Genomic DNA, 14,726 nt, shown 5'->3' with positions numbered 1-14,726 from the left:
TTATTCGGTTACGGCATACCTACGATCTCAGATACGTAATTGAATGGTTATTTCTTGAGCTGGATCAGCTGGTCACCATAGCCCCGCCGTTCACATGAATCGTCTCTCCTGTCACATAAGAGGAATCGCTGCTTGCAAGGTATACATAAGCGGGAGCAAGCTCGTAAGGCTGACCAGCTCGATTCATTGGTGTATCGGTACCGAAGGTGCTGACTTCCTCAGCGGAGAAGCTCGAAGGAATGAGTGGAGTCCAGATCGGACCTGGAGCAACCGCATTGACCCGGATTCCCTGATCAACGAGTGACAGGGCGAGGGAGCGGGTGAAGGAGACAATTGCTCCCTTGGTTGAGGAATAGTCAATCAGGTTCTTCTTGCCCTGGTAAGCGGTAATGGAGGCCGTGTTGATGATCGCCGAGCCCCTGCGCAAGTAAGGAAGAGCAGCTTGCACTAGAAAAAAGAAGGGGAAGATGTTGGTCTGGAACGTGTGATAGAGCTGCTGCTCTGTGATATCAGCAATGCTGTTCTGAGGATACTGTACGGCATGGTTATTCACAAGAACATCCAGCTGGCCAAAATGCAGAATGGTCCCGTCAATGACCGACGAACAGTTCTCCTTGAACCTCAGATCGGTCTCCAGAAGAAGACAGCGTCTTCCTAGCTCCTCGATCCGGTTCTTGGTCTCGATGGCATCCGATGTCTCATTCAGATAGGCAATGACGATATCGGCGCCTTCCTTGGCAAAAGCATAGGCCACCGCCCGCCCGATGCCGCTGTCTCCGCCGGTAATTACAGCGATCTTGTCTTTCAGCTTGCCGCTTCCGCAGTATTCCGGATTCTCGGATATGGGTCTTGGATTCATCAGGCTTTCAATGCCGGGTTGTTTGGCCTGGTGCTGGGGAGGGAAGGATAGCTTTTGTTCTATGCATACAGTCTCTTTTCCGTAATAAGGATATACAGGGTTCGTCATACAGATAGTCTCCTCTACTGATCTTTGTTTCCTTGCTCATCCATATGCGTTCGCCCAGAGGTTGGTTCCTTGGAAATGCAAAATGGAAGAAGTAGAATGAAGTTAGAGGCCTGAAAATATTGACATTATGCTCGTGAATTGATAGCATCTTTTTAAAGACAAGTTAGACTATCGGAATTATAATAAATTGGTAAGGAAGGTGCATTCACCATGGCAAAAATAACGATTATTAACGGCAATCCCTCTTTGACATCCCGTCTCTCCGCGATTATCGGGCTGACCGAGGAGCTTCTGAGGAAGGAGAATGTAGAGGTTCATCACGTCAATGTGGCAGAGCTTCCTCCAGAGGATCTGATCCATACGAAATTCGAGAGTGAGGCAATCGTGAAAGCCAATGCGCTTGTGGCTCAGGCGGATGCCGTGATTGTAGCAAGTCCGGTATACAAAGCTTCTTATACGGGAGTCCTCAAGACCTTCCTTGATCTTATTCCGCAGAAAGGGCTGGCCGGGAAAATCATTCTTCCCTTGTTCATCGGCGGCAGTCTAGCGCATCTTCTATCGATCGATTATTCCTTGAAGCCGGTACTGGCCTCGCTTGGCGCACGTCATATTCTTGGTGGTGTGTACACCGTGGATACCCAGGTGGCCCGGACTGAAGCCGGTGGCTTCGAGATCGCTGAAGAGCTGCGTACCCGTCTGGAGGAGAATGTGGCTGAACTTGTGAAGGAGACTAACCTTCGCCTGCAGTATACTGAGCTACCGAAGGGTTTGGCTTAACCCGGTTCTTGTCGTGACGGAGTGAAGGGACAGGCGTGTACATTCATGAACAGCCGCTCCGCGGTAGTACCGATTGTTACTCTGTGGATGTCTGGTTAAAGACATTCACGGATCTCCACAGACACCCAAAAAACCCTAAAAACATCGCAAAGACATAAGTTCCTGCCTTCATGTTCATGAAAGGCCCGGGGCTTATGTCTTTATTTATTTTAGGGTTCTTCAAAGATGCTGCTATTTATTGGATACAGAACAATTGGGGAGTTTTTTCAAAGGCGTTCAAGGTATTGTAGTGACAAATAGACTAATCAGGGGCCAGTTCGAATGCCTCGGGCAGGAAGGTCCTATTCGTAGTGCGAAGTCCTTGTCTGGCACTCGCTTGCTTTGATGTGTTAAAATGTACAAATGAACATATCAGAACTGGAGGCTTTTCAATGCAAAAACTGGTATTCTTTGTAGGCGTAGCGGGAACAGGCAAAACCACGGTGGCCCGCAAGCTGTCCGCACGGATTCAAGCAGCCTTTTTGGATAGAGATACGGTAGGCGGCAGATTTGTAGAGAAGATTCTTGAAATGAACAATTTGGATAAGAATGACCGGGATTCGGAGTTCTACAAGAAGCACCTTCGTGATCTCGAATATGATACCACGAAGGATATTTGTGTGGATAACTTGGCTGCGGGACAGAGCGTATTCATGATCTCGCCGTTCACCTCCGAGCTTAAGAATGCGGCCTGGATAGAAGAGGTCGTGAGCGCGGCAGGGCTCACCCTGAATGAGGTTGACGTTAAGGTGGTTGTAGTTACACTCAGCGATATGGACGTTCAGAAGGAACGGATTATTGAGAGAAAGACCGAGCGGGATACCTGGAAGCTGAATCACTGGGATAACTTCAAGCAGCGGGTTGAGTTCGTGCCGGAAGTGAACTGGAATATTCCTGCTTCTTCCGTGACAGTCTTTGATAACAGCGGAGAGCTGACGGATGCGAAGATCGAAGGTTTGTACCAATTTATCACTGCGGATCCGAAGAAAAACTAAGCAGGGTCTTTCAGGGGTTCTTACCTGCTGGTCCAGACTATTGGCTTATTACGGTGTCTGTAAGTTTTATAGTTTCCTCGAAAAAAGAGCACAAATGGCCTCGCCCTTTCTAAATAGGGGCGAGGCCATTGTGTTGGTGTGGTTGAGCGATATGAGTTGGCCGTGATTCTTCTAAGCAAGTTCACTTGTGCTAACGCTTGTGTCCTTAAGCTTTAATTGTACTTAAGCTGGGGCAATAAGCTGCACTTTCATTATCGATTACTAGTAAAGTATCTTCATCCTGTAACACAAAACAGGGTCAGTCCCAATAGGACTGACCCTGCTTAGTATTTTACCAAATTGCTGCGGCCCGTTTACAGATCGTCAAATCCGTTGTCGTCGCCGACTTTACCGTAGTTACGGGACTTCGCTTCGAAGAAGTCTGTCTTCGTAGCGTTTAGCGCTTCATCGGAGAAAGGCTTGATCCACGGCATGCAGTTCACATCCACGCCTTCATAAGCTTTTTCCAGACCCATCAAGGTTAAGCGTTTGTTGGCAATGTATTTGATGTAATCGGACAGCTCATTCAGGTCGATCCCGCGCACTTCTTTCAGTGTGTAGAAGGCCCAATTCGTCTCAAGCTCTACCGCACGATTGATGGTGCTGTACGCCCAGTCCATGTTGGCTTTGGTATTCAGCTCCGGATAATCTGCCAGCAGCTGCTTGAATACTTCGGCGAAGAAGTAGCAGTGCTGATTCTCGTCACGCTGGATGTAAGAGATCATTTGGCTCGTACCCATCATTTTCTGGTCGCGTGCCAGGTTATAGAAGAAGGCAAATGTACTGTAGAAGAAGATTCCTTCCAGAATCAGGTCAGCCACAAGCGCTTCGAAGAACGTCTGCGGCGTAGCATCATTACGGAAATTCTGATAAATATCAGAGATGAACTTGTTGCGCTCCAGCAGGACCGGATCATGCTTCCAATATTCGAAAATTTCCTTCTGCTCCTGCTCAGACACGATGGAGGATAGTACATAAGAATATGACTGGTTATGGACAACCTCCTGCTGACCGATGATCGCGGAGATTGCTTCAAGCGAAGAATCGGTGAAGTAGCGCTTCACGTCGCCCACAAACATCGTCTGCATGGAGTCCAGCACGGCCAGCAGGGAGATGTTGATCTTGAATGTCCGCTGCTCCTCGCTATCCAACCTAGCGAATTGCTGGGCATCCTTGGACATCGGGATCTCATCTGCGATCCAGTGGTTCAGAAGGAGCACTTTATATAACTTATACATATGAGGCATCCGGATGTCGTTCCAGTTCAGAATCCCTGAACACTCTCCGCCAATAATCCGTGTGGATTGGTTAGGTGCCTCTGTATTAAAAATCGTTTGTAATTGCATAAGATCATCTCCTTAAAATAATGCGTGAGGCGCTCCGATAACGGAACGATCAGCCTTGTTGCGTAGAGACGCTCCGAGTACGAAACGATCCTACGACCGCTGTTATCTCCAAGTTTCTTTGATTCGAGCCGCCGCAGCGGTCGAAACTCGGAGATAAAGGCGGACGCTTCGCTTCTACGGATTCGTTTTGTTCTCTCCGCTCCCGCTGCAGCAGAACTGACAAAACCTTTCGCAGGCACACGCTACTCCTTGCCTCTGCCCACATAGCTCTGGCTCAAGCCAGAGCGTATCCCGAAGGGAGAGCGCCTCTCAACAGCCCCAAACAAAAAAACGTCCAAAGCATCGCTCACGCTGCCCCGCACCAAGCCCGAGCGAATCCCGAAGGGAGAGCGCCTCTCAACAGCCCCAAACAACGAAACGTCCAAAGCATCGCCCACGCCGCTCTGCACCAAGCCCGAGCGCATCCCAAAGGGAGAGCGCCTCCCAGCAGCCCCAAACAACAAAACGTCCGAAGCACCGCCCACGCCTGCTCTGCACCAAGCCCAAGCGTATCCCAAAGGGAGAGCGCCTCCCAGCAGCCCCAAACAACAAAACGTACGAAGCATCGCCCACGCTGTTCTGCACCAAGCCCGAGCGTATCCCAAAGGGAGAGCGCCTCTCAGCACACAGTCCCTAACAACGAACAACCTAACTCACACGCCAGCCGCAGGAGCTCCTCAAGTAGAGCGTGCCCCGAAGGGGCGACAAGCGGCTCATATATCCAAAGTCACCCGGGTGCGAACCCAGCAGCTCCCAAGCGACTGAAACAGGTAACTAGACACAGCCAATCAGTAAGCGGGTCCCGAAGGGACGGCAAGCGATCCTAACACCCACCTAACTCACAACCGCATCTGTCACTCCCACGTTACCTCCAGTGGGTGTCCAGAGGGCAGAGCCCTTGGGGTCCTCCCTTAGGAAGGGAGGGTTTGGGTGGGTTGGAAAATCCTTTATCTAAAGGACTCAGGATTAAGAAGCACACGACTCGCATTCCTCGATCGTCAGCGCGCGGCTGCGAACATAATATGTGGATTTGATGCCGGCTTTCCAAGCATGCAAATGCAGGTTCAGGAACTCGGTCGCCTTGATGTCAGGGCGCACATACAGGTTGAAGCTTTGAGCCTGATCGACGTGGCGCTGACGAGCGGAAGCCATTTTGATGGACCAGTTCTGGTCGATCAGGAAGGCTGTTTTATAGTACCAAATCGTCTTATCGGACAGGTCCGGAGCCGGATTGGCGATTTTGTAAGTCGTCTTCTCTTCGTAAGACAGCAGTTCATACAGTGGGTCGATACTTGCTGTAGAACCGGCAATGATCGAAGTCGAGCCGTTTGGCGCGATGGCGAACATCCAGGCGTTACGCACGCCGTTCTCATGAACTTCCTGCTGGAGCGCACGCCACTCTTCTGTGGTTACATATTTACCTTCACGGGTTCCGTCCGTGTAATGACGGTAGGTGAAGTAATGGCCTGTATCCCAGTCAGAACCTTCGAACTTCGCATAGCGGCCTTTCTCCTTAGCCAGCTCCATGCTGGAACGGACGAGCAGGTAGTTGATCTTCTCATACAGCGCATCATTATAAGCGACAGCCTCGTCGGATTCCCAGCGAATGCCTTCCAGGGCAAGCAGGTGATGCAGGCCGAATGTACCGAGACCGATCGCACGATACTGACTGTTCGTGTATTGAGCTTGCAGCACTTCAATGTTGTTGATGTCGATTACGTTGTCTAGCATACGTACCTGAATCGGCACAAGGCGCTCAAGCACTCCGGCTGGAACAGCGCGTGCCAGGTGAATGGAGTTCAGGTTGCAGACAACGAAATCGCCAGGAATCTTGGAAATGACGATACGAGTCTGTCCATCTTTGGTTACGAGTTCTTCCTGCTCAACCACGGTTGCCGACTGGTTCTGCATGATTTCGGTGCAAAGGTTGGACGAGTAGACCATACCATGTGCACGGTTCGGGTTGGCACGGTTCACGGTATCCCGGTAGAACATGTAAGGCGTTCCGGTCTCCAGCTGGGATTTCATAATCCGTTTCATGATGTCAATAGCCTGTACGGTAATTCGGGACAGAGTTGGATGCGCCACGGCTTCCTCGTACTTCTCGCGGAAAGCACCTTCGCCAAAGTTCTCATCATAGAAGTCTTCCAGACCGAGTGGACGGCCGTTCGCGTCTTTCCAGCCCATCGTCTTCTTCACTTCGTGCGGACAGAACAGGTTCCATTCGTCACGGTTCTCAACAGCTTCCATGAACAGATCGGGAAGGCAGACCCCGTGGAATACGTCGTGCGCTCTCATGCGCTCGTCCCCGTTGTTCAGCTTCAGATCCAGGAAAGCGAGAATATCTTTATGGAAAACGTCGAGATATACAGCAATGGCACCTTTACGTGTGCCCAGCTGATCGACGCTGACAGCCGTGTTGTTCAGCTGGCGAATCCATGGGATAACGCCAGAGCTGGTATTCTTGTGGCCGCGGATATCTGAACCGCGCGCCCGTACTTTGCCGAGGTAGACCCCGATACCGCCGCCCATTTTGCTCAGACGGGCTACATCTGTATTAGAGTCGAAGATGCCTTCAAGGGAGTCATCCACGGTATCAATGAAGCAGCTGGAGAGCTGTCCGGCCACTTTTTTGCCCGCATTGGACATGGTTGGTGTAGCGGCGGTCATGTAGATATTGCTCATCGCCCAGTAAGCTTCCTTCACCAGGTGCATACGAGTCTCGGCAGGCTCCTTGTGCATCAGGAACATCGCGATCACCATGTAACGCTCCTGCGGAAGCTCCATCACGCGGCCGTCGAAATCGTTAGCCAGGTAACGCTCAGCCAGGGTAAGTAGTCCGATATAGTCAAACAGCAGATCGCGCGAAGGATCAATCATTTCGCCGAGTTCTTCAATCTGTTCTTTGGTATAAACTTCGAGCAGGTCCTCTTTGTATATGCCGGCTTTGGTCAAATCGACAATCAGATGATAGAACGATCCGTAAGGCTCTTCCGGATAAGCTTTGTACCGGCGGTTATTGGCCGCTTTCTTGTACAGTGTAGTAAGCAGGGCACGTGCGGCTGCGAATTTCCAGTCCGGCTCTTCTTTGGTTACAAGCTCAAGGGCGGACATGGTAAAAGCATTGCTGATTTCTTCCCCTGTAACTTCATCACGGCGGAGCTTGGAGATCACGCCGCGAAGCAGGCGCTCCTTATCCAGAGAAGGCAGGCCTTCGAGAATACGATCTGCATAAATGCCCAGACGGTTGTTGTCGAAAGCGAGTTGACGGTTGTTCGGTTTATTGACGAAGGATGGCATAGAAGAGAATCCCTACTTTCTGATGAAATAAAATGTATACTTTGATAAAATTACAGCTTCTAAATTGGTATAAACTGTAATGAGTGAGCTGATTCTGGAAAAAATTAACCCGTTCCGGGAAAAAAGGACCACAAGAAGCAATTATACTAGAAAGATGGATAGCGATAAAGAAAGAATTAAAGACTTTGCTGCCGATATTTGTATTCGTACAATCTGATTGCTTCCAAATTACGTAGTGCAACGAATTTACTTAGTGAATAGCGATCGCCACAGTATGGCTTCTCCCTGCTCAAGACTTTGCCTAATGTCGATCAGCCTTTGGTTGGAGCTTCCCCGGTACAGAAGGGAGGGGTCGCGAAGGGCATCTATATAACGTCCATCAACCAGTACATCACAGCGGCCGAGAAGCGCATATTCATCTGAATCCGGAGCGGCGGTAAGTTCTTCATAGGTATAGCCGCTGTAGATCCATACCGAGACCGGTCCTGCCTCCAAGTGAAGGAGATCAATGAATCCGCTGACCTCCCGGGCGGAGAAGAAAGGGTCCCCGCCGAGAATCGTCAGTCCGTCCAGCAGGGGATTGGCCGCAATGTCCCGGATGATCTCCTGCTGTCTTGCTAGCGTGAACGGCTCACCGTACTCGAAGTTCCAGGTCTTCGGGCTGAAGCAGCCCGGGCAATAATGCTTGCAGCCGCTGATGAATATCGCTGCCCGAAGCCCTTCCCCTTCATTGATCGACTCCGGTGAGTATCCGCAAATGTTCATGAGGTGTGCTTCACCCGGTCTCTGACCTCGGCCTGCTTGGCACTGTTGAACCGGGTCTGGAAGTCCCCGGTCAGATAACCGGTGACCCGGCGCAGCCTGCGGATATGAACTTCGTTCTCATGGCTTCCGCAGGAAGGGCAGGTCGCCCCGATGATGCCCTCATGGCCGCAGGCGGAGCAGCGGTCAATCGGATGGTTGATACTGAAATAGCTGATCTGCTGATCCAGCGCATACTGGATAATCTTCAAGAATGCAGCCGGGTTAGCACGGGCGTTGCCATTAAGTTCAATGTAGGAGATCGCTCCGGCATTGCACAGATCATGGAAAGGAGCCTCCAGCTTGATCTTGGCGGCTGCAGTAACCGGATAATACACGGGAACATGGAAGGAGTTCGTATAATATTCCCGGTCGGTTACGCCGCTTAGCGAGCCGTAGTGGGCACGGTCGCGTTTCGTGAATTTCCCGGACAAGCCTTCCGCCGGTGTAGCGAACAGCGTCACGTTGAGGTTCAGCTTCTCGCTCTGGCGGTCACAGAAGCTGCGCAGGTAGCGAATCAGCTTGGACGCCTTCTGATAGACTTCTTCGTCCTCGGCATGATGCTTACCGTACATCGCCTTCATGCACTCGGCAAGACCGATGAACCCGATCGACAGACTGCCATGCTTCAGCAGCTCTCCAACCGGCTCCTCAGGAGCAAGCTGCTCGCCGCCTTCCCATACGCCTTCGCGCATCATGAAGTCAGAGGCTTTGGCTTTCTGGGCCGACTGGATACGAAAACGGTGAAGCAGTCCTTCCATGGCGATGTTGAGATAGTGATCCAGCTCCTGGTAAAAGCCTGCTTCATCGGCTTCACTGCGGCGTCCAAGTACAATTCCGTGCTCGATCCCAAGCTTCACCAGGTTCAAGGTATTGAAGCTCAGGTTCCCTTTGCCGGACAGATGATTCCGGCCGAACCGGTCAGCCAGGACGCGCGTGCGGCAGCCCATCGTTGCAAATTCGGTATCCGGATCACTCGGATCGTAATAAGCAAGGTTCAAGGGAGCATCCAGATTGGCGAAGTTCGGGTAGAGCCTGCGCGCCGAGCACTCGGCTGCCTTCAAGAACAAGTCATAGTTCGGTTCTCCCGGCGCCTGGTTGATCCCCTTCTTGCATTTGAAGATCTGGATCGGGAAGATCGGCGTCTCGCCGCTGCCAAGTCCCTTCATGGTGGCTTCCAGAATCGAATCGATCACAAGCCTGCCTTCCGGTGAGGTACATGTTCCATAGTTGATACTGGTAAAAGGAATTTGACCCCCGGCACGGCTAGACATCGTGTTCAGATTATGGATCAGGCTCTCTGCGCCCTGCAGCGTCTCGCTCTCGGTCTCCCGCATGGCATAGCGGAAGGACCGCGGGTAACGCTCCTGCAGATCAAGGCGGCTCATGGAGATCTCTCCGAGATCTGCGGCTGTAATACCGGGCTCCTGCTCTTCAAAGTAATCCAAGCCTTTAATGAAGTACTTGGCGAAGGATTTGACCACATAAGGGGCGAGATCATGATCCAGCTTGTTGCCGGATACCCCGCCGTACTGGGAATTCTGCTGAGATTGAAAAATGATGGCGACAAGAGCCATAGCCGTCATGATCGAATTTGGCGGCCGAACGCTGCCGTTGCCTGTATTGAATCCTTGGCCAAGCAGCTTGCCAAATGGAATGAAGATACAATTTGTAGTCCCGATCGCATATTGATCCAAATCGTGGACGTACACGATATTATCCTGGATTGCCTGCACAAGCTGGCTTGGCATGATGAAATGGTTCGCATACCATTTGGCATATTCACTGCCGAATTTGCTCATTTTTCCGGAGAAGCTCTCTCCATTCAGGTTGGCGTTCTCACGCAGCATCTCCAGATCGCGGCTGTCGACAATGTCCTCACCCAGTCTGATGACCTCATCCAGGATATGATCCTGTGTACTGAACGCTTTAGTTATAAGAGCCAATGCTAACTACTCCCCTCGATTTACTTGTATATACGGATGCAAAAGAAACTCCCTAGCCGGCAAGAGTACTCGTACCGTAATGCGAGGCAGTGCAGCTTATATCTTGTAGTATGTAATCCGCATCCGGACACCTAAATTCGAAAAAGTCAGAAGGAAAGGTGTCGTGAAACAGGCACAGGCAGGTGTGTTGGTGTTTTTTGAGAAAAGGCCGTTTACACTATATTTTGTTTCGGTTTAATTACATTACCACAATATATAGTGTTTGAACATACTATGAAAATCCAAAATCACCTCTAAAAAACACTTGACTTGTCCGCATCCCGCATCCCGCTTGGGCTTGGCCACTTCAAATAAATTTCACAAAAATATTTTGTTGAAATTTGAAGGAAATTGGATGTATGGAAGCTTGAAAATTTCACGATTTTCAGACCAGGTTTTGGTTTTTAAGCAGCGAACTGTTAAAATGGTGGGAAAGATTTACTGTCGGAGATCTACACAACCAAGGAGGTATTTGAACATGGCAATCGCAGAGGTAACGATCATTCCCGTTGGGACGGGATCAACCAGCCTAAGTGCGTATGTGGCAGAAATGCAGCATGTCCTGGAGCGTCAGGAAGGGGTCGAATTTCAACTGACCTCGATGAGTACGATTATTGAGGGACCACTTGAGAAAGTGTTCGCCGCTATTGCCGCACTGCATGAGGCGCCATTTCAAGCGGGGGCGGGGCGTGTCTCTACATCCATCAAGATTGATGACCGCCGGGACAAGCCGTCTTCCTCGGAGCAGAAGCTCCGCTCCGTAAGAGAGAAGCTGTAACTGCAGCTCTCTCTTGAACGGTTGGGACATATCGCTCAAGCGGCCCCCATATGGATTCGAGGCTAGTCCTGCTCTAGGAGATGTCCAAAGCGGAGCTTGATATAACCCGTGGAGCAGACGAGATACAGGAGAAGTTCAGCTAATATGCTCCATGGCTGGAGGCTGATTAGCCTGGAACACCATGTACACACCACAATGAGCAGTTCAAAGAACAGAAGATCGGCCAGAAATATAACGAGCCGGGATTTGAAATAGGAGAAGAGCTTAAGAGCTCTAAAGTTCCAGGTTGTAGCAAGCACTTCTAAGGCTATGACGCCCAGAGACATGCTCAGGTATCCGAGTCCAGGCTGCGCAGCCACGATATAGAGTATGGTGAAGTTCGTCACTATTCCCAGTGCGAGTCCCGCAAGAGGGACTCTTTTTTGATTTTGGGCCCATAATAGACTGGTGGTGATCTCCCGGAGGCCGACGATCAGCGGAAGCAGCGCGAGCAGCTTGATGGACAGCTCAGCGTCCGGAACTCTAAATATATACCGGGATATTTCCGGAGCAAAGTTGAAAATAAACCAGCTGGAGGCCCAGCCCCACACCCAGGTGAGGTTGATGGCCTTGTTTCTTTTCTCATCATATTGATCAAATCTTTCATGAATCCAGTCCGAAGAGATTCTCATCGTCAGGGTGTGGGTAAGCGCAGCGGTAAATAGAGTAGGCATATAAGCCACAACAAGAGCGATCCCGGAGAACACGCCGAGCATCTGTACGGCTTCACCGGAGGTAAGTCCAGAAACCTGGAGCCGCTGGGGAATAAGGATGGCATCTACAAAGTCAGAAGCGGGAACCAGCAGGCGGGTAAGGGTAATCATCAGAGATAACTTTAACACGGTCGTGAAGCCCGAATCCTTGTCCACGGAGATTGTGGTTAGGGCAGCAGGCTGCTTGTACCTCATAACTGCAATAATAAAGGCGAATGCCAGCACAGCCCCCAAGGAGGTTCCAAGAATGGCTGTACCCACAGCCCACTTGAGGCCCGAGTCTATAAAGATAGGAATAAGGAAGATTAATGAACCTATACGGACCGTTTGCTCGACCAGCTCGGACACAGCTATAACTCCATATTTCTCATGACCTTGCAAGTAACCTCTAAGCAGACTGAGCAGGGGAACTGCCAAGATGGCCGGTGCTAGGCAGCGTATGGCGAAATCCAGCTGGGGATAATGAAGCAGGGAAGCAATCCGGGAGGATAGAAGGTAGGTTAGCAGACTGCAGGCTGCTCCGACAAGCAGCAGAATGACAGAGAATTTCCTGAACAAAGGCCAGCCCTTGGCGGGATGGCTTGAAATATACATAGCCAAAGCGGTCGGAAGTCCGCCGGAAATCACCATAAGAACCAGGGCATAAAAGAAATAGGTCAGCTGATACAGACCCATTCCTTCGACTCCCATGGTTCTAGTGATGAATATTTTACCGAAGAGCCCAACCGATTTCACAACGATCATGGCATTGGCTCTCACTAGAGTTTGTTTGACTAGCAGAGGTAGCTTCAATTTCGGTCCTCCCCGTTAGACGGCTGTCCAATAAATCTTATGACAGCGGTCTTGGGGTTATGATCAAAGTGAAGCTCTTTAGTCCCGAATGTGAATCACCTGGTACTTCGTGTACTTATCCCAGCCCAGATCGAAGGGAACCTGAAAGCGGTCGGCTGTGTGGGAGTTAACCAGCGGATAACCGCTTTGATCAAAGCCTGTAATAATCGAGAAGTGGTCAATATCCCCTTTGATCTGATAAGCAATAAGGTCGCCTGCCTGAAGCTTGTAAAGCTGGGATTCGTCCTGCTGAAGTTCATTCGCGAACTTTACAATCCTGGCGAAATCCCCGTGAGCCACCACGGTTCCATAGCCTGAATGAACCAGGAAGCCCCTGAAGGAGTCCGTTCTAACCCAAGCTGCGCTTCCTCCACTGCGGTCATAATAGTGCCAACCCCCTCTCATCCGCAGTCTGCCGCCTTCCTTGTCCCCGATGGCCTGGGAAGAAAAGTTGGTACAGTCACCGCCCTGGGAGTTGTAATCCAGATACTTACGGTTGTAACGGTGCTGGTTCCCAGCCCCCCATGCAAGCCCGGCATATTTGTTCGCATATTCAACGGCCTGCTGGCGGTTGTATCTGGGCTTATCTTTTGGCTGCAAAAGAGGTGTATTACGAGGTGGAAAATCCAGATCGCATTTTTGGATCGTCTGAGGATTCTCCTCCAGCGGGTCAAGGTACCACTCGCGTTCCAAATACCAGATGTTATTATGCTTGTGCAGCTTGATTGCATGGCGGGTTCCGATCCCAAAGTCATGATGGCCCGGATACTTATCCAGATACTCATAACCTAACTTTAGAGACTGCACCAGAGACACCTTGGCGGTCTCGCCCTCAACCTTTAAACGGACAATTCGGATGGAGCTCTCGGCATTTACAAATTTCACTCTTCGCTCCTTGGCCCAAGCCTGAATATACTCTGTCCGTTCCAACTCATGGCTCAGGGCATGACGGCTATAGCGGTTATCCCGTAGGTAATGGTCCTGAATATGAGCCGCATTGGGATCGAGAAGCAGCTGGGCTCGGTCTTCAAACAGCTCCTGCAGAAACCGAGGGATCTCCTTGGATTCCGTGGTTTCGGAGGATTCAGCTGATGCCCTTGCTGGGGTTCGGGTCCAGCCACCAAGCAGCGGCATAACAAGAATGGCAATAAGAAGAGCCTTAAGAGTTCGTTGCACGGTTATTTACTCCCTGTAGGTGTGATGAAATTTGAGTCGAACAATAGCATACCCTGCTGCGCCGGGGAATACACAGGATACCTGCAAGATCAGCTCGGCCCGTACGTTTAGCTCTATGGAGGATGGTTAAATACATTACAAATATCTGCAAGCCTGTATGCAACTAAGGTAATTGGAGGTTAATCACATGACCGAGAAAATTGTAGGTGTATTTCAGACTGAGGATGAAGCGACAAGAGCGATAACAGAATTAAAGGGTCAGGGGTTTAAAGCAGAGGATATCTCTATCGTAGCTAAAGACAGACAACACCTGAGTTCAATTAACGAAGAGACAGGAACCAAATCGCCTGAAGGCATAGCGACAGGTGCAGCAGCCGGGGGTGTACTCGGAGGAGTAACGGGACTGCTTGCCGGACTTGGAGCTTTGGCCGTTCCCGGAATAGGACCTATACTTGCGGCAGGTCCAATTGCGGCTGCATTGACAGGAGCCGCTGTTGGCGCAGGCGCCGGGGGACTTGCAGGCGGACTTATTGGCCTTGGGGTTCCAGAGGAGCAAGCAGGCGAATATGATACGATGGTAAATGAAGGGCGCATCCTCGTTCTAATTGATGCCGAACCTTATCAGATGAATGGAATCTATCAGGTGTTCCGGGACAATAATTCCCTGAATGCCCATTATTATAGCAATAACAATTCTACCGATCAGACCGAAGAGCAGGAGGTAGTCGGGACCCATGTGAGCAGGGCGGATAGTGAGAACATGCCTTGGTATAACGAAAAGGATGTGCCGCCAGACCCAGAGGCCGTCGTCTCGATTGCGGAGAATAAGGAGAAGGAGCTTCACCAGCTTCATGAGGAGCAGGTAAGGAAGCATCAATGATTCCTATATAATCAGCACTAA

General features: G+C 50.7%; 11 protein-coding genes. 4 read left to right on the top strand and 7 right to left on the bottom strand.

The annotated features are described in order from the left end of the window. Positions 1-64: 64 nt before the first annotated feature. On the bottom strand, positions 65-967 hold the full coding sequence (locus EJP77_RS09685) for an SDR family oxidoreductase (RefSeq protein WP_127199034.1): 903 nt from the start codon (positions 965-967) through the stop codon (positions 65-67). A 210-nt stretch (positions 968-1,177) separates the two neighbouring features. Between EJP77_RS09685 and ssuE the strand changes: the two genes are divergently transcribed. Then, positions 1,178-1,744 carry an NADPH-dependent FMN reductase gene (gene ssuE / locus EJP77_RS09680; RefSeq protein ID WP_127199033.1) on the top strand — a complete coding sequence of 189 codons (567 nt, stop codon included), beginning with the start codon at positions 1,178-1,180 and terminating at the stop codon, positions 1,742-1,744. 431 nt (positions 1,745-2,175) lie between these two features. Further along, positions 2,176-2,778 (top strand): P-loop nucleotide/nucleoside kinase family protein, encoded by a 603-nt coding sequence (locus tag EJP77_RS09675; RefSeq protein ID WP_127199032.1) that lies wholly within the window; start codon positions 2,176-2,178, stop codon positions 2,776-2,778. Between the two features lie 353 nt (positions 2,779-3,131). Here EJP77_RS09675 and EJP77_RS09670 read toward each other — a convergent pair whose 3' ends face one another. The 4 genes from EJP77_RS09670 to EJP77_RS09655 all read right to left on the bottom strand — a co-directional run bounded on the left by EJP77_RS09670 (position 3,132) and on the right by EJP77_RS09655 (position 10,249). After that, complete coding sequence (locus tag EJP77_RS09670; protein ID WP_127199031.1) at positions 3,132-4,163, bottom strand: ribonucleotide-diphosphate reductase subunit beta; 1,032 nt, start codon at positions 4,161-4,163, stop codon at positions 3,132-3,134. Positions 4,164-5,168: 1,005 nt separating this feature from the next. Continuing rightward, positions 5,169-7,502 carry a ribonucleoside-diphosphate reductase subunit alpha gene (locus tag EJP77_RS09665; RefSeq protein ID WP_127199030.1) on the bottom strand — a complete coding sequence of 778 codons (2,334 nt, stop codon included), beginning with the start codon at positions 7,500-7,502 and terminating at the stop codon, positions 5,169-5,171. Positions 7,503-7,748: 246 nt separating this feature from the next. Beyond that, the gene (nrdG, locus tag EJP77_RS09660) at positions 7,749-8,267 is read right to left on the bottom strand and encodes an anaerobic ribonucleoside-triphosphate reductase activating protein (protein ID WP_127199029.1); all 519 of its coding nucleotides are present in this window, start codon (positions 8,265-8,267) and stop codon (positions 7,749-7,751) included. Then, the gene (locus EJP77_RS09655; RefSeq protein ID WP_127199028.1) at positions 8,264-10,249 is read right to left on the bottom strand and encodes an anaerobic ribonucleoside triphosphate reductase; all 1,986 of its coding nucleotides are present in this window, start codon (positions 10,247-10,249) and stop codon (positions 8,264-8,266) included. Before EJP77_RS09655 ends, nrdG begins: the two co-directional genes overlap by 4 nt. A 517-nt stretch (positions 10,250-10,766) precedes the next feature. Here EJP77_RS09655 and EJP77_RS09650 point away from each other — a divergent pair. Beyond that, a complete protein-coding gene (locus EJP77_RS09650) occupies positions 10,767-11,066 on the top strand; it encodes an MTH1187 family thiamine-binding protein (protein ID WP_127199027.1) in 300 nt (99 codons plus the stop codon). A 62-nt stretch (positions 11,067-11,128) separates the two neighbouring features. Here the strand turns inward: EJP77_RS09650 and EJP77_RS09645 are convergent, their stop codons facing one another. After that, positions 11,129-12,610, bottom strand: coding sequence for an oligosaccharide flippase family protein (locus EJP77_RS09645; RefSeq protein WP_127199026.1), 1,482 nt, complete (start codon positions 12,608-12,610; stop codon positions 11,129-11,131). Between the two features lie 78 nt (positions 12,611-12,688). After that, entirely contained in the window at positions 12,689-13,825 is a 1,137-nt protein-coding gene (locus EJP77_RS09640; RefSeq protein ID WP_246021848.1) for an amidase domain-containing protein, read from the bottom strand. A gap of 187 nt (positions 13,826-14,012) precedes the next feature. On the opposite strand from EJP77_RS09640, the gene EJP77_RS09635 reads away from it, so the two are divergent. Further along, the gene (locus tag EJP77_RS09635; protein WP_127199025.1) at positions 14,013-14,705 is read left to right on the top strand and encodes a general stress protein; all 693 of its coding nucleotides are present in this window, start codon (positions 14,013-14,015) and stop codon (positions 14,703-14,705) included. Positions 14,706-14,726: the final 21 nt, after the last annotated feature.

This window comes from Paenibacillus zeisoli, assembly GCF_003994465.1.
GTDB classification, from domain to species: domain Bacteria; phylum Bacillota; class Bacilli; order Paenibacillales; family Paenibacillaceae; genus Fontibacillus; species Fontibacillus zeisoli.
Note: the sequence above shows the minus strand (reverse complement) of the source record. Positions and strands in the feature narration are given on the sequence as shown.